This is a genomic window from Acaryochloris sp. IP29b_bin.148, from assembly GCF_028285565.1.
Classification (GTDB): domain Bacteria; phylum Cyanobacteriota; class Cyanobacteriia; order Thermosynechococcales; family Thermosynechococcaceae; genus Acaryochloris.
The window spans coordinates 1-16,837 of record NZ_JANQOY010000132.1 but is presented as its reverse complement, the minus strand read 5'-3'; the positions used below and the strand labels follow the sequence as shown (position 1 = coordinate 16,837).

Sequence of the window (16,837 nt, the reverse complement as noted above, 5' to 3'; positions counted from 1 at the left end):
AGGGATTGAGAAACGATTGGAAAGAAATCCTCAATTACCTAAATGGGACATCCTCATCAAGCCAATTTAGTCCGTGAGTTCTTTCCCAGAAATCGCCTTAGATGAACGCCACTGATTGGGCCATGGGATCGCAATGCTTTTGTAATTTGAGGTATACTCTCCTCCTCCGGATTAAGCATTACTACAGCTGTACCGGGAACTACTCCATCAATCAAGTGTTTAGGGACATCTATGGAAGGATCAATAACAACTAGTTGTTGGCAAGATTTTAGGCTGGAATAGTTCATGGGGAGGTAATGGGTTTTCATTGTTATGGACAAATTATCTTCTCAAAAATAAAATTTTACTCAGCTATGAAATAGCTAAGCTACTGATTTCGGCTTCTGGATTAATTGAGAAACCATTCTCTATCGGAAAGCTATAGCCTTTGAAAGTCAAAGAGTTATAAGTTTTTAGACATCGAATTCTTTACTTACATGAATTCAATAACTAGAAAACTGCTTTGAAGAGATATTGAATTTTGCAAAAAATGTTGCAAACATTCCAATAGATTAGGAGAGTTCTACATAGAAGTTTTTCTCTTATCCTTCTTTTGTCAATTCAGACAGATGAAATTTTAAACTACGTAATTTCGTTTACACCAGGCCATTTACTGACATAATTTCAAGCTTACAGAACCCTCCTATCAAAGTAACAAAAGAGAGTTATGGAGCATATATCTATAGTCTATATTTTTTGTGCAGGCGGAATATATTATTCTCCTTAAATTGCGGCAAGAATAATATGTAGGGATATTTTTTTCCATTAGACTCATCAGGGTTCTAGAACGAAAATTTATGGCAGTCTTTCACAAGACTTCTCTTATTTTTAGTATCCCAAGCCCAAGTCTATAATCATGTTTAAAAACATGTCAATCATGTTCAACTTAAGTATTTCTTCTAAAACAGATGAACATCTAGCACAACGAAATCTATTTTATTTTGCTATAAAAGTTTTAAATTCACTCACAAAATGCAAGACGCATTTTCTACAGATTAGTCAGAAAAGCAAATCATAATTCCGACAGGGATCGCTAATAAAATATCCTTATCTGTAGTTTCTTGGGGTTCATTTGCTACTTGACTCTCCAGTAATAGACTAAGGCTATTTCATTCAAAATAAGTCTCTTTTGTGATGCAACGAAAAATTGTCATTTCAGGCATTAAGTACTTGGTTCACAGATCTCTAAAACAACGCAAAGTCGTTATCTAGTTTTAGAATGAAATAGCCCTGTAATAGACTGCAGCAACAAAATGACCTGTAGTACCCATTCTCGGGGTAAAACATTGATGGCGTGCCGACCGATCTTAAATACTGGCCATATTTTGGCATTGGCAAGCACGTTCCAGAAAATCAGCCAGTATTTCATTCCAAGTCGATAATTGCGGGACCCAATGCAAATTGTTCCAAAGACCTGGTTTATACTCATCCAACCACTGCCACACTGCTTTCATATAGCTGGGAATTGAGCACTGATATGTTGGATTAAAAAGCCGTGGTATGCAGCTCTTCTGGGTCAAGATGAGAATGAACCACCTGGCCATCTCGGAACCACACCACTCGCTGTGTTGTCTTGGCCACCTCTGGTTCGTGGGTCACCATCACCACCGTCATGCCACTGGCATTTAAAGTTGAGAATATACCTAGAATCTCACTCGTTGTTTTGGTATCCAAAGCTCCCGTAGGTTCATCCGCCAACAGCAAAACAGGCTCATTCACAATGGCCCGAGCAATCGCTACCCGCTGTTGTTGTCCTCCAGAGAGTTGAGTGGGTTTATTGTGAATGCGATCGCCCAGTCCAACCCGTTCCAATGCCGCCTTACCTCGCTCCTTTCGCTCCTTTACAGGCACATTGGCATAAACCATCGGCAGCATCACATTCTCAAGCGCACTGACTTGAGTCAGCAAATGGAACTGCTGAAAGACGAACCCAATTTTGCGATTACGCACCAGGGCCAATTCAGTATCCGTCAGCTGGGCCACATCCACCCCATCCAGGAAATATTGGCCGGAGGTCGGTCGGTCCAGGCAACCAATCATATTCATCATGGTGGATTTGCCTGAGCCAGAGGCTCCCATAATCGAGCAGTATTCACCCGAGTTGATGATGAGGTCCACACCGGCTAAAGCGCGAACTTCAGTTTCACCCGAACCATAAATTTTAGTGATCTGCTCCAGGCGAATAATGACCTGATCCGCGTTCTCTGCTGTCACGGCCTGGGCTGACTGTGTAGATGTCATAGTCTTATTCTTCCCCTAAGCACTGCGAAGCGCCACAATTGGATCTAGCTGAGCCGCTCGCCGAGCCGGAACAACCCCAAAGAACAGACCAATTCCCCCCGAGACACCGACCGCCAACATCACAGCCGGAACGGAAATGCCTGTTTCCAAGGGAGTGAGACTGCCCACCATTAACGTGCCGCCGACGCCCACAAAGGTGCCAATCATGCCGCCTACGGCTGATAGAATAATGGCCTCAATCATAAATTGGACCAAAATATCGGATTGAGAGGCTCCAATGGCTTTGCGCAGGCCAATTTCCTGAATCCGCTCCGTCACCGACACCAGCATAATATTCATAATGCCAATGCCGCCCACCAGCAGAGAGATACTGGCGATCGCCGCTAGCATAATCGTCAAGGCTCCACTGATATTGCCAATAATTTCTAGGGCCTGCTTTTGAGTCCGAATCGTAAAATCATCTTCATTAATAATTTTGTGACGAATGCGGAGCAAGTTCCGAATCTGAAATTCTGCTGCTGGAATACTGGCTTCACTCTTGGCAGAGACGGAAATAAAGGTTAGCTCTGTGCCAAAGGGAGAGGTTGACCCAACCACCCGATTCGCCATGGTCGAAATGGGGATAAAGATCACATCGTCTTGGCTACTCCCCAGGAAAGAGCCCTTCTCTTCCATGAGGCCAATGACCTCAAAGTTGAGATTCTTAATCCGAATACGCTTACCAATGGGGTTTTCAGAACCCACTAATCGCTCGGCCAGGTCCGTGCCTAACACGGCCACCAAATTGCCCCGCTGGATATCTTGCGGACTAAGAAAACGACCTTTGGCCACATCATGATTCCGAACAATCGGATACTCATCTGTGGTTCCCATAACTAAGGCCGTCGTATTTGCGCCCTGGTAAATCGTGGTCAACTGGTTCTGCAGTTGCGGTACCACGGATTGAACCGCAGAAACCGCTTCCTTGATCGCCTTTGCATCGGCCCACACCAGAGTCTTCGGCACTTCGAAGGTCTGTCGCCGAGCTTTATCGGTTCCTGGAACGATAAACAGAATGTTGGGTCCTAAGGATTCAAACTGTCCTGATGCATACTTTTGAGCACCCTGACCGACGGCAATCATAGCAATCACAGAGGCATTACCAATAATCATCCCAAGCATGGTCAAGCTACTGCGCAGACGATTGGCGACCAGGGTCGCTGAGGCCATTTTGACGCTTTCGAGGATATCCACTATTACTCTTCCTCTTTCAAATCTTCCGGCTTTTGACCTTCAGGGAAGGTGATAAAAACCCGCTGTCCGGGGATGACGCCATCCAGCACTTGGGTTTGATTTTTGACGGAAGAGCCAATGGTGACGGGCTGGAAGGCTGGCTTTTCTTCCTCGTCAGGGACATAGACACCCGTTTCGCCATTGAGGGTTGCGATCGCACCCGTCGGCAGCACCATGCTATCCGCGAGGGTATCGCCCAAAAAGGTGAGGTCCGTATTCATCCCGGAACGCAGTTTGTCTTGCCCAGCGGTAATCTTCACCCTGACCTGAAAGGAGGTTACATTTTGCTCTTCAATCGCCTCTGGCGACACTAACCGCACCCGCCCCTTAAACACTTGATTGGGGAAGGCATCGGCGCGAATCTCAACGGTCTGTCCTGGACGGACTTGGCCAATATCCACTTCAGGAACCGTTGCTAACACTTCCAACTCCTGGGCTAAGGCCACAATGGAGGTCGATGTTGCAGAAGTGGTGCTGGATGCGGTGGTCGTGGGCGTTACAAAAGCTCCTTCAGTGGCAAACTTTTGGGTAATAATCCCACCAAAGGGAGCCCGAATAATCGTATCGTTAACCTGAGTCGTCACCACGCGCTGACGACCTTGGGCTTCGGCCACTGCGGCTTTCGCTTGCAAAATGGCTTCTGGGCGACTGCCTTTCTGCATCAGCTGATAGGCTTGGCGGGCTTCTGTCACATCAGCTTTGGCCCTTAAGACCTCTGCTGGCTGAGATCCTTGCCGCAAAATTTGCAGGCGTCTTTGCACTTCTACTAAATTAGCTCGGGCGGTATCTGCTTCGGCTTTCGCTTCGTCTCTGCGATCGCGGGTTTCTGCCCCCACCTTATAGAGTTGCTCAAAGCTGTTCAGACGAGTCAAGGCCAATTGCAATCGGGCTTTCGCAGACTCCACTTGGCTTTGCACCTGGGCAATCGTCTCGAGTTGGTTACCGCCCGCAATTTGAGCCAGTTGGGCTTCCGCTCGGACCAAACGGGCTCGGGCTTGCTGAACTTCTTCTGGTCTGTTTCCGGCCTGCAATTCCGCGAGCCGGGCCTGGGCTTGGGCAACCGCCGCATTCGCTTGAATTAACTGACCTTCGAGATCGCGAGTATCCATCCGGGCAATGACTTGCCCTTTTTCCACCTCATCGCCTTGCTCCACCAACAGTTTTACTAAAACACCTGCTTGCTTCGGGCTCAAGTTAACGCTCTTGGCAGGTGTAATGGTACCGCTAGCGGTAATTCTGAGGGTGACATCTTTAGACTCTACTTTGACCGTCAAGTCCTCTAAGGTGGGCTGATCTGAAGCACTGCTCACCCACGATCGTGCTCCCACTGCCCCCATGAGGACCACAGCACTTACAAGGCCAATCACCCATACCTTGGGTTTCTTAACCTTGCCAACAACAGGAAGTTTGATATACACAACTGCTTAATGTTTTGTAACCTTTTCTCATTCTAGCGAGGATTCATCTCGCTTGTCGCCTCAGCCCTGCCATTTGGCCATTGTTCTTAAAGACGATTGGCTCTACTAGAAGGGTTCCCCAACCCGTTCCTGGCCTAAACTCAGGCCGAGGAACCCAATCTAGAAAGGCCCAGGCTATCCACACTTTGTTGATTCACGACCCCGTTGTCAGCTCGCCTCAGCACTGATCGCTAGAGCCAAATCTATTAGTCTAGATACCGTTCAAGAGCTGCTTTCAGTTCTTCTGAGCGAATGGGCTTACTCACGTAATCCTGCATACCAACCGCCAGGCATTTTTCGCGATCGCCCTGCATGGCATTGGCAGTCAATGCAATGATATAAGGACGCTCTGCTGAAGACCATTCTTGTTGAATCTGCTCCGCTGCTGTCAGACCGTCCATCTCTGGCATATGCACATCCATCAGGACAATGTCATAGGGCTGACGCTGTAAAGCCGCCAAGACTTCATGGCCGTTATTGGCGACATCGGCACTATATCCCAGTTGTTTCAGGATTAACAGCGCCACCTTCTGGTTAACGACAATATCTTCCGCTAACAAAATTCGTAAGGCGGAGGGACTGGCAGGCTCCCCAAGGGGAGACGCCTGCCGATGGTGATCACTCGTAACCACTTGCTTGCCAAAGGTATGAGCCAGCACATCGTGCAGTCGGGATTGCTGGACCGGTTTATTGAGCACAGCTGCGAATTGAACTTTGTTGTTCTGCTGGAAGATTTCATCCTGTCCCAAAGAACTCAACATCACTAGGGGAAGATCAGGATAGCGATCGTAGATATGTCCTGCTAGCGCCAAACCATCCATTTCTGGCATCTGCATATCTAAGATGGCCAAGTCAAAGGACGGGTGGGTGGTTAACAGATTTAGCGCATCCGCTCCCCGCTGGACCGCCTGACTCGTCATCCCCCAAGACTGGGCTTGGAGTGTCAAAATTTTGCAGTTGGTGGGGTTGTCATCCACAATCAGCAGATGTCTGCCCGTCAGTTTAGCGGGGAATATAGCTGGACGCGTCTCTGGCTCCGCTACGGGAACTGAAATCGTAAAGAAGAAAGAAGATCCCTTCCCCACTTTGCTGTCCACCCACATGTGACCGCCCATTAACTCACAGAGCCGATGACAAATCGCTAAGCCTAAACCCGTACCACCATATTTACGCGTGGTGGAGAGATCAACTTGACTAAAGGATTTAAATAACCGATCCATACGATCAGCAGGAATGCCAATACCGGTATCTTTGACCTCAATCTGGAGCGTCCGGTTGCAGTTGGTCACCTCAGGTGCGGGAGCATCTTGAGTCACATCTTTGACATAGACCACTACCTCGCCCTCTTCCGTGAACTTAACCCCGTTGGTGAGCAGATTAACCATAATTTGACGCAGACGAGTCACATCTCCCACAATCCACTCAGGGGTATGGGGTTCAAATAGATAGGCCAGCTCTAACGTTTTATTCACGGCTTTAGGAGCGACAATCCGCAGTGCATCTTCAATACAAACGCGAAGATCAAAGGGTTGGATTTCAAACTCCAGTTTGCCCGCTTCGATTTTAGAAAAATCCAAAATATCGTTAATAAGCGTCAGCAGAGCATCACCACTGCTGCGAATCGTCTCAACAAAGTCGGTTTGCTGTGCATCTAAAGGGGTATTGAGTAGTAGTCCCGTCATCCCAATCACGGCATTCATCGGAGTGCGCAACTCATGGCTCATATTGGCCAGAAACTGAGACTTAGCCTGATTGGCAGCTTCGGCAGTTTGCGTAGCCTGGATAAGCGCCGCATTATTTTCTTCCAAGGTTTGGCGCTGCTGCTGTTCCTGTTTGAGTAGTTTGGCCTGAGTAATGGCGATGCCGACTTGGGCCGCAACAGCTTGTAGGAGTTCTTGGTCAGCCTCTGACCAGTTGCGGGTGCGATCGCACTGGTGCAGCACAATGACCCCATTGGCTTGTCCTTGAGAGGAAGTTCTCACAGCTAACACAGATTTGAGCTGGGCTTGTTCACAAAACTGAGTCTCTCCTTGAGTCATCGCATTTGGGTCTAACTGCGAGATTGCCAAGACTTGATCGTGCTCAAAGATTTGCGTGAGGAAGGGATGATTCCCCATTTCTAAGGTCTGACAAGACGAATAGTCAGGATCTAAATACTCAGCTACGTCCGAAGCATCACAGAAGGCAGCCAGATCATAGCTCTGAATAAAACATCGATTGGCCTGCAGGCTGCAACCGATCTGGTCTGCGGTGGTTTGCAAGATATGTTGTGTATCTAGACTACGGCGAATATCTTGGGTAATTTGCTCGATCAACAAGACCCGCTGAATTTGACGATTGAGGTTTTGATTGGCCTGCTCTAAGGCAGCGGTCCGGTCTTGGATAATATGCTCTTGTTCGACGGTGGCCTGTTGCAAGGCCTGATTCATGGTTTGGAGTTGGTGCGTTTGTGCAGCCAATTGTTGGTCTGCGAGATAACTCTGGACGGCTTTGGAAATGGTCAATTGCAAATCATCAGGTTGCCAGGGTTTGGCAATGTAGCGATAGAGATTGGCATAGGTCATGGCATGGGCAATCGCATCCATGTCTGCCTGCCCCGTCAACATAATGGTGATGGTCTGTGGCGATTTTTGGTGGATATGCTCTAAGACCTCATTTCCCTTCATTCCGGGCATAATATAGTCAGCAATGGCGACTGCTACCTCTAAGCCATCCTCTAGCAGCTCATCCAAAATCTCGAGCGCTTCTTCTCCACCATTCGCCGTTTCAATCACACACTCATGGCCAATAGATTTCTTCAGCTCTATTTTTAAGGACTCTAGAACCGTATCTTCATCATCAATACAAAGGGCAAACGGCTTACTCATAGGGCTTCTAACTTCGACTTCAGGAGGGTGATCAACTCCGTTTGATCCCAAGGTTTATGGATAAAACGATGGAGATCTCCATGCGTTTGAGCGCGTGCGATCGCCATTTGATCCGCCTGCCCCGACAGCATAATTTTAATAATTTGAGGATGAGATTGGTGGAGTCTAATAAAGAACTCATCCCCTTTCATGCCTGGCATCAGCCAGTCACAAAGCACCAGCACTACCCCAACTCCCTCTCCATAGAGTTCTTCCACGATCTCTAGGGCTTCATCAGCACTCTCAGCCGCCTCTACCTGGCAGAGATCACTTAACTCTTTCTTGATTTGAATTTTGAGGCTATCTAAAATGAGTGCCTCATCATCCACACACAGAACCACAGGTTTTGCCATCGGATCAAAGGACCTCCATACTCAAAGTGCTAACTCGGGTTGTAATCGCTACCACAGCTATGCTGGGAGTAGAGGAATGGAAACTGTAAAAATGGTGTTACCTGGTACAGACGCCACCGTAATCTCTCCCTCATGCTTATTTACAATTTTTCTGACAATATCTAACCCCAAACCACTCCCCTCTCCAGGCGGTTTGGTGGTAAAGAAGGGTTGGAAAATCTTGGGCATCACCTCTGCTGGAATGCCTTTGCCGCTATCAGCAATACCCACGTGGACCTGACCGTCTCCTTGCTTTACATCAATGGTTAAAGTACCTTGATAGTCCATGGCTTGCAGGGCGTTATGAATAAGATTGGTCCACACCTGACTCAGCTCATCCTGGAAACAGAGCACAGGCAGAATGTCGTCATACTTTCGAATCACGTCAATCCCATACTTCAGTTGACTTTGATAGAGCGTTAAGACCGTCTCAATATCATTAATTAAATTGGTTTCTGCTTTATTGCCCGTATGGTCATAGTGGGAATAGCTCTTGAGGGCAAACACCACTTTTGCCGCTTTGTCCGTGGCTGTCTTGATCGTTTGAGTACTATGAAGCAACGTGGAAAATTGATAGGCCACATTTAAGGTTTGGCGACCACCAGAGGACTGAATACAGGGGACAAAAGCTTCAATTCCTTCAAAACAGTTCAACTCTGCCAGAGTATCGGCCACATTATCCGCCTGATCGATCCCCTCGGCTTCCAGAAGCCGAGTGTTGCTCCGCTTCAGCTTTCGTTTCTCTCGGCTGTTCAGAATAACCTGATTCCGTCGAGAAGCATTCAACAGCTCAGTAAAAAACTGATGGCCATCAGCCGACAGCGTCTGGAAAAAGTGAGGTAGCGTGTCTAGGTTTCGATCAAAGAAATCAGCAATATTGTCGACCGAAGATCGAATAGCCCCTAAGGGAGTGTTGACTTCATGGGCAATCCCGGCAATCAGTTGTCCCAGGGCCGCCATTTTCTCAGACTGGACGAGCTGATCTTGCGTTGTTTCCAACTGTTCCAGCATGGCTTGCAGATTGTCGTTTTTCTCTTGGACAATCTCCAAGGTTCGTTCCAACTGCGCTTGTTTTGCGGTTAGCTCTTCCGCCAGTTTAGTGGTATCAGCAAGAGCCGTTGACTTGGCTTGCAAGAGATACAAAAAGTCCGTTGTCGGCTCATGAGTTGCAAAATCCTGAAGTTTCACGCCATATTCCTTCAGGGCAGTTAGATCCGTTACCCAGAGTGAGCCAATAAAGAACATGACATCGTCCGTATCGACGTATAGCATTTGTCCTTTGAGCTGAAATCCCTTAGCTAAGGACTCAATCAGAAAAAACTTTTTCGATCGCTTGTGAATCATGTCAAACTCAACAGCAACCTTGGGGCGCATAATCTGAAAAAACTGATCCAATTGACCGCCAATAAACCCTTCGGGAGAAATGCGTTGCAGCACTTCACCAGCCTGGATAATCTCTAAACTCTGGTTGAAGGCAAAGTGAAAGGGAAAGACCTTAGCAAAACAATCAGGGGGGAGACTGCGCTCAACGGGAACCATGGAAGGGACATTTGGCTTTGTACTTAACTGAGAACTGATCATGATCTGCCCCTTCCTCCCGACTCTGAGTTTGGCTAATGTCTACTTCTGTCTCAAATCGTTCGCCTAATCCTTCCACTAACCCCAATACCATTGGGGCAAGTCCTTCCCGTTCGGAATGGTAGTGCAGCGTCAATGCATCCTCATCCGCATCATCACAGTCAAAGGAAGGTGGTTGTAGTTTCGGAAACATAACGCCCACTCGAGCATGGAGATCATCAAGATTTTCTAAAAATTCTGGCAAATCATCACCATTCATATCCATTAGCTCACCATATCCCTCATTAGCGGTAAATTTAACCCAATATTTACCAAATGCATGCATTATCTCTGCAGGCGATAGTTCTAGAACTTCACTAGCAGCGACAACCAATCGGTGGGTTACATCATCGGGATAGCCTTCCATACTGACAAAGGCCTCCGTTTTGATCTCCGCTTTCTGTTTGATTTGCTCCCAAGTGTCATCACTAAAATGGCTGCGCACCATTTCCTCAATCGCTTTATTGACCAAACCATACATTTGAACTCCCCCGCTCATCTGCTTGTGATGTGAATAGCATTAAGGTTCCCCATTTCTACAGATATCGCTCCAAATGGCGAAAATTTTAGGTGAATTTTACACTCTGGGAAAGAATAAGATTGCCTGTAGTTTACTTAGAAAGAAAACAAAAAACAGCTCCAGTATTTTATTTTTTGCATAAAAAATAAAATACCTACTCTAGATACTCAGAATATTTATATGACTCTAAATTTTATTTTTTATGCAAAAAATTAAGATGTGTTTTATGATTTTTTCCCAGAAATCAAGCATTTAAGCTATTTGAAATTCTGTAGATAAATACAATTTATAGGACTAAAAATCAATATTTTACTGCCACACAATAAGATTCTTGTTTTTAGCAATAAATACAACACAGCTCCAGGATATCCGTAAAAACACGCAAGACATCTTTATCTTATCTAGTGATGATGCTAGAAATTAAGTGGTTCTACCGATGCGATCAAAAAATAAACCCAATATTCTCTGAGTAACTGTTAGGAAAAAAGTAATTTTTAGCAGCCAATATCTAAAACTTCAGCAAGCTAATATTCTGCCATAAAAAACTATATCTAATATTTATTAGATTATTCTTTATATACTTTATATTAGCCACTATCAGATAAATAGAAAATATTTTCTATTTCTACTCATACAAAACAGCTGATCAGCCTCCAGAGAACAGGGCGAAACCGCATAGAATATATTTTCCATATGGCTTAAAAAATATTCGACTATTTCTCCTTAGAAGCATTAGAGAAACAGCAGTTTTATAATGGCAGCCACTCTTAAATTGCTCAGCTTTCTCAACAATATGAATCGTTTTTTCATGTCTTTGCCTAATAGCTTCCCGCAGAGGTAGGACTAACCCACCTACGGATGGCGTCTGTTGGCTCGGCAAGGAGCCATCTTGGCATCGCTCAAGTTACGTATTTATTCAAGAAAGGAATACATGATCACGACCACTCAAAATTCAACCGAAACGCTGTACAACGATACAGCCAATCGCTGGGTACGCGGTGAACCCAGCTCCTTATCTGATTTCACCGCCCGCCCTGCCATTATGGAGATGTGTACGCCAGTTGACGGCCAGCATATTCTCGATCTGGGCTGTGGGGAAGGCTATTGCAGTCGAGAACTCCGACGGCGCGGTGCGGAGACTGTTTTGGGTATCGATTTGTCCCAACGCATGATTGAAGCAGCCCAGCAGCAAGAAGCCCAAGCTCCCTTGGGTATTACCTACCAAGTGGGTTGCGCCACTGATTTACACCAATATACTCAGGACCGATTTGATTTGGTCGTTGCAGTCTTTCTGTTCAACTACCTGACAGTTGCTCAAACCCAGACCTGTATGGCTGAGATTTTTAAAGTGCTTAAACCCGGTGGACGGTTTATCTTCAGCATTCCCCATCCAGCTTTTCCTTATATGCGTCAGGCCAAGTTCCCTTTCTATTTCGAGGTAGAAGGAGACAACTACTTTAGTGGCCGCGATCGCCAATGTCCAGGACGAATTTGGAAGCGAGATGGCACTTGGCTAGACGTGCAGCTGATTCATAAAACACTGCAAGACTTCTTTGAAGCTTTGCACATTGCTGGGTTCTCAACCATGCCCACAGTACGTGAATTGCGGGTCCTCCCTGAGCATGTCGAACTGGACCCTGACTTTTTTCAACCTTTAGTTGATTACCCGTTGCATATGACAATCGAGGTGTGCAAATGAAAACAATTACTGCTTATTCAGTAGACTCTTTCAAAAGAATTACGGAATACCATCCCTTATGGAAGCATCGCTTTCTGGAGCGCTGCCGTACTGGAGAGCTAACCTTGTCAGAAGTGCGGGTCTTGGCCGTGCAAATGTATAAATTCTCGCAAGCCTTTAACCGCATCTTGGCAAGCATTATGTCTTGCTGCTCAGATGAGAAGGCACAACTGGTGCTCTTAGAAAATCTCTGGGATGAAATGGGGCAGGGGAATTTAGCCCACACTCACCCAGAATTATTCCGGCACTTTACTCGCACCCTCGGAATTGATGATGGTACTTTATTGCTGACGCCTCCTGAGCCAGAAACCCAAGCATTAATTGATACCTACCTGGCTTTACCCCATCAATATGGTTATTTAGCTGCGTTAGGAGCCGTGTGCTTTGCCTCTGAGGGAATTGTCAATTCCTTATATACGCAAATTCGTCAAGGCATTGTGGATACCTCTCCTTTTTCCACAGAGTCTCTGATCTTTTTTGAAGTTCATATTGATCTAGATGATGACCATGCAGCGCATTTGGAGGCTCTCATTGAACCTCGACTCAAGACAGTCGAAGAGTCCATTTATCTCCATCGGGCCATCAAAAAAGCAATGGATGCCCGTTTGCAGTTCTTTAATGGTATTGAACGAGCATCTCAAGCGGTGGCTCAAATTTGTGTTGCATAACGGGCTGAGCGCTCGCCTGGCCCCATCCAGTCAATAGGGTCTCTGGCATTGAGATCCTATTGAACACTGGTTAAGCTCACCACTGTCCTTAAATCTATTGATTTGATCATGCCCATTCTTACAGAACCCAGTATCGGTCATATTAATGACTTAGCTGACGTGATCAGCAAGACTCAATTCCAGCCCGCTTGGGAAAAACACAACCTGGAAACAAACCCCCACTGGAAAATTAAAATCCCTGACTCGATCTTGTCATCGGTGTTGGTGTTGAATCACTGGCTAGAAGCAAGGGGCTATCGCTGGGACTCACCGGAAGCCAAAGGCATCACCATCAAAAATCTTGATCTCTTAGCCCATGTAATGCGCTACCATCTCACCCGCACGACAGGGGTGGTCTTGCTATCAGGGTTTGATGTTGCAGAATTTGGGGAGTCGGCAGGACGACTGTTACTCTCGCAAATCGGGTATGCGTTGGGGTCAGTGTTAGATAAACGAGGGCTTTTGTATGATGTGTGCGATCGCGGCCAAGATTACCGCCAAGATAATGTCCTCTTTTCCAGTACCTGTACCTCTCCGGGCTACCATACGGACAGCACTGATGCGGATCTAATGCCAGGGATTGTGGCCTTATTCTGCCTACGGACGGCTCGCGAAGGGGGCGTCAACCGCCTAGCCAATACGCTGACCGCCTATCAGCGACTCCTCAAAGAGCAGCCAGAGGTCTTACGACGTCTTTGTGAGACTTTTATTCGCGACAAAATTGTTGTGGATGAAATAGGGACTCGTTCCCTGAGCGATCGCATGCGTAATTCATTCCCTGTATTTGAGTACGGTCGCTGGTATCCGGGTTTAACCTGTCGGTATATGCGCTATTGGATTGAGGCAGGCCATCACAAAGCCGAGTTGCCTCTAACAGACGAAGATATTTTTGCCTTAGATCAATTTGAGGCAGCTCTCAATCATGAGGACAGTACTTACCAACTGCAACTCCAACCGGGTGACATGATCTTCCTCAATAATCATTTGATCGTTCACGATCGCACGGAGTATCTCGATTGGGAAGAACCAGAAAAGAAACGGCATCTCGTCCGTATGTGGGTCGGTAATAATGCATTTCAGCGTAATGCTCCCAAACCAGATGATATGCAGTTGAGCCATATCTGATGCTATCCAGAACAACTTAAAGTTTGGCTTATATTCGGCGTTTCGTCTGTGCTTTACCTCAGTAACTGATTTTGAGGTCATTTGCACCTAATCTCTTACACGATGCCAAAAAGTATCGGCTAATCGTAAATCCATCTCATGTTCTAAATGTGGAATTCCAAGATCTCGATCGACATGATTGAAAATGCCGTCCGTTCCAACCTCTAAGACAACCCAACCTTTAGATGGGCTAAAAAGTAGATCTACACAGCCGAATGACTGCAGAAGACCAGTCGCTCTAAGCGCTTCAGCAGCAACATTTACAGCTTCCTTGGGCACTTCGCCACAGTCACTGTACTGAGCCCCTCTCGCATGAGCAACCCACGGATTCTTAGAGGTTGCATCTGGGTTCCTCCTGACAACCCAACCAAAAAGTTCACCGCCAGCACAGTAGGTTCGATAAACTTCAGGTCGTTCTAACTCAATGAATTCCTGCAGAATGATGGGCAAAGGCCAGTCTGTAGGGATACTGGTGCCTGCATTGAATATTCGGTGCCCGGTTGCTCCTGTACTGGTGGGATATTTTAGGCACCAATTGCGGCTGGAATCTCGGAGAACTTCTTGTTGTGCAGTCTTAAGATCATCACACAGGAGGGTTTGCGGAGAACAGACATTAGCTATATGAAAGCTTTGAGCAACTAAGCGTTTATCCGATGCAATATGGATGCCTTCAAATGGGATAAACCAAGCGTTTTCTCTGATCTCATCAGGTTTATCGTAAGCGAGTACATAATTGAATTTGGCTGGGTGCTGTACAACCTGGGTCGATAAAACCTGTGAAAGATGCTCTGCCAGTGCCTCAAATACCCAACCACTGGATCCACCACAAAGAATTCCAACGTTGATAGAAGACATTTTTTTGTTTTGTAGGACTAGCGAACAAGTTTTATTCTGTTCTCTTCACAAGCGGTAACTTGCAATCAGTTGACGAGATATTAGCAGTCATTCGAATGTTGCCAGCGAAACCGCAGCATACCTTAGTATGTATTGCTTGCATCGTGCCTCTTTATATTAGACTTCTTGCATAAATAGCAACCCTACATTGGCCCCCCCGGCCCCCCAACTTTGGGGGGAGAATGTTGAAAGCTCTGATGGTGGTTGCTAGTATCTACGGACCAATCTTCAAACTGGAGTGTGAATAAGAACTCTAATGGAAGGTGCAAACGGTAAGCTGATTCAGGTCAACTACTACAACAGAGCAGAACAAGATAAAGTTGCTCTCCCCCCAAAGTTGGGGGGCCGGGGGGGCTAGTGCAACCCGTGATGGATCGCGAAATAGGCAATAGCCGCAGAAAAAGATTTATGCAAGAGGTCCATTGATGACGTAGCGGCTCATGCCGAATTAGCCTGCTGAAATCGCTCTACAATGCCATTCACAAAAGTCTCGCCATCTACTGGAGAAGTATGCTTGGACGCTTCAAGGGCTACATCTATTTTCTGACGAACGTCTTTAACCCAGTCGTCTTCAGACTGCTCATACTCATCTAGCAGTCGCAAGGCAAGTTCCAAAATTTCTTCGGCGGAGCGGTATTTCCCAATTTGGAGCTTAGCTTGGATAAAACGCTCTTGATCTGGGGTAAGACTGATGTCCATAAGCAACCTCTATTCAGGTTCATCAACGGTTAGCTGCCCCTTGAAGTACGCTTCTTCAATTGTAGACCGTGGCGAATATGACTCGACAACCCAGACAGTTGCTACCTGGTTTTTGCTATCACATCACAGTCCGCTGCAATAACAGAGAGTTTAATCTTAGGCAACTGATTTGTCGGCAATTATTGCTTTACTGTATCCAGAAAAGCCAGATTAAGTTTGGCTATAAGCTCTATGGGCTATGCATTATGAGCAATCATGTTCATTATTTGTTAGAGCCTTTGCTGCCAGAAGATTTGCCCAAAATTATGCACTGGCTCAACTGGTATACAGCTATGTGCTTCAATCGATTGCTACGACGCAAGGGACATTTTTGGGAGCAACGCTATCACAGTAGTGGTTTTGAAAGTTCTGATCACGAGAGAGTCCTTAATACTCTCCGATATATCCATGCCAACCCTAAGGCTGCAAAGATGCAGGTTGGTTTCTTCTACGACTTTAGTAACTATGGCAGCTATGGCCGATTGGTAGAAGATGGTTTAACCCAGTGGCATCAAGCTTTTCTGAGTTTAGGAAAAACACTGGAAGAGTGCGCCACTCAGTACCGAGGGTTTTGTCGGCGGTATAAGCCTAAACGTAAAGAAACTCAATATAGTCGTTGGGGAAGTTCATTCCTCTCTGGATTATCTAGTCGGCTTAGCCCTCGCAAACGGAGAGCGATCTCGCCGGGGCAGGCTATCTTGCCTGGATTTCAAGGGTGCCAGGTATCAGTCAGTCCTGAAATCGACCAAGTGATTTCGCGTTTTCTGATGGCAAATTCTTATCAGATAGGGGGCGCTTGAGTTCGATGGAAGTCCTGGAGCTATTGTCCTAATGGAATAAACTCCACCGCCTCATGAGTATTACGCTAGAATATGAGCACTACTATTTTCATTATGAGGGGTTCCGCTGGCGGGATCCAGGAAGTGATGGTTCGAAAAGGATATGTGTTGGTATTCTGCCCTCTCCTCCCAAAGCTCGGCATTGCCAGTGATGCTTGCATCTTATATATCTTAGTCTGCCAGCAGGCTTAACAGATATTGCAAAAATCGCGGAGGCTCTTCCCAGCTTTTGGTGAAGCGGTTGAAACCCCTTACCCAGCATAGGATTCAGCACTTGTTTATGAAGCCATAATGAGTCGCTTGGCGAGTAGGG

14 protein-coding genes are annotated in these 16,837 nt (G+C 46.4%); 4 read left to right on the top strand and 10 right to left on the bottom strand.

All coding sequences use genetic code 11. The features are described from left to right. Positions 1-56 precede the first annotated feature (56 nt). From Q0986_RS22975 to Q0986_RS12370, 8 genes are all read right to left on the bottom strand, one after another. Positions 57-287, bottom strand: a complete 231-nt coding sequence (locus tag Q0986_RS22975; RefSeq protein ID WP_366918579.1) for a DUF4347 domain-containing protein — start codon at positions 285-287, stop codon at positions 57-59. 1,237 nt (positions 288-1,524) lie between these two features. Beyond that, positions 1,525-2,280, bottom strand: a complete 756-nt coding sequence (locus tag Q0986_RS12400; RefSeq protein ID WP_299410611.1) for an ABC transporter ATP-binding protein — start codon at positions 2,278-2,280, stop codon at positions 1,525-1,527. 15 nt (positions 2,281-2,295) lie between these two features. Then, positions 2,296-3,513, bottom strand: a complete 1,218-nt coding sequence (locus Q0986_RS12395) for an ABC transporter permease (protein ID WP_299410608.1) — start codon at positions 3,511-3,513, stop codon at positions 2,296-2,298. A gap of 2 nt (positions 3,514-3,515) precedes the next feature. Continuing rightward, a complete protein-coding gene (locus Q0986_RS12390) occupies positions 3,516-4,970 on the bottom strand; it encodes an efflux RND transporter periplasmic adaptor subunit (protein WP_299410606.1) in 1,455 nt (484 codons plus the stop codon). Positions 4,971-5,215: 245 nt separating this feature from the next. Further along, positions 5,216-7,876 (bottom strand): response regulator, encoded by a 2,661-nt coding sequence (locus Q0986_RS12385; RefSeq protein ID WP_299410603.1) that lies wholly within the window; start codon positions 7,874-7,876, stop codon positions 5,216-5,218. Then, positions 7,873-8,268, bottom strand: a complete 396-nt coding sequence (locus Q0986_RS12380) for a response regulator (RefSeq protein ID WP_299410600.1) — start codon at positions 8,266-8,268, stop codon at positions 7,873-7,875. The genes Q0986_RS12385 and Q0986_RS12380 overlap by 4 nt, the downstream gene beginning before the upstream one ends. 57 nt (positions 8,269-8,325) lie before the next feature. Beyond that, positions 8,326-9,888, bottom strand: a complete 1,563-nt coding sequence (locus Q0986_RS12375) for an ATP-binding protein (protein WP_299410597.1) — start codon at positions 9,886-9,888, stop codon at positions 8,326-8,328. Then, on the bottom strand, positions 9,833-10,405 hold the full coding sequence (locus Q0986_RS12370; RefSeq protein WP_299410594.1) for a heme NO-binding domain-containing protein: 573 nt from the start codon (positions 10,403-10,405) through the stop codon (positions 9,833-9,835). Before Q0986_RS12370 ends, Q0986_RS12375 begins: the two co-directional genes overlap by 56 nt. 970 nt (positions 10,406-11,375) lie before the next feature. Here Q0986_RS12370 and Q0986_RS12365 point away from each other — a divergent pair. From Q0986_RS12365 to Q0986_RS12355, 3 genes are all read left to right on the top strand, one after another. After that, on the top strand, positions 11,376-12,143 hold the full coding sequence (locus tag Q0986_RS12365; protein WP_299410591.1) for a class I SAM-dependent methyltransferase: 768 nt from the start codon (positions 11,376-11,378) through the stop codon (positions 12,141-12,143). Then, positions 12,140-12,850: an iron-containing redox enzyme family protein gene (locus Q0986_RS12360; RefSeq protein WP_299410589.1), complete on the top strand. Its 711-nt coding sequence runs from the start codon at positions 12,140-12,142 to the stop codon at positions 12,848-12,850. Before Q0986_RS12365 ends, Q0986_RS12360 begins: the two co-directional genes overlap by 4 nt. Positions 12,851-12,958: 108 nt before the next feature. Further along, positions 12,959-14,014 carry a TauD/TfdA family dioxygenase gene (locus Q0986_RS12355; protein ID WP_299410586.1) on the top strand — a complete coding sequence of 352 codons (1,056 nt, stop codon included), beginning with the start codon at positions 12,959-12,961 and terminating at the stop codon, positions 14,012-14,014. A gap of 87 nt (positions 14,015-14,101) precedes the next feature. Here Q0986_RS12355 and Q0986_RS12350 read toward each other — a convergent pair whose 3' ends face one another. Together Q0986_RS12350 and Q0986_RS12345 are read right to left on the bottom strand one after the other, a co-directional pair. Next, a complete protein-coding gene (locus tag Q0986_RS12350) occupies positions 14,102-14,908 on the bottom strand; it encodes a hypothetical protein (protein WP_299410584.1) in 807 nt (268 codons plus the stop codon). A gap of 477 nt (positions 14,909-15,385) precedes the next feature. Then, entirely contained in the window at positions 15,386-15,646 is a 261-nt protein-coding gene (locus Q0986_RS12345; RefSeq protein WP_299410581.1) for a type II toxin-antitoxin system ParD family antitoxin, read from the bottom strand. Positions 15,647-15,723: 77 nt separating this feature from the next. Here Q0986_RS12345 and Q0986_RS12340 point away from each other — a divergent pair, with 77 nt between their 5' ends. Further along, entirely contained in the window at positions 15,724-16,485 is a 762-nt protein-coding gene (locus Q0986_RS12340; protein WP_299410578.1) for a transposase, read from the top strand. Positions 16,486-16,837 lie beyond the last annotated feature (352 nt).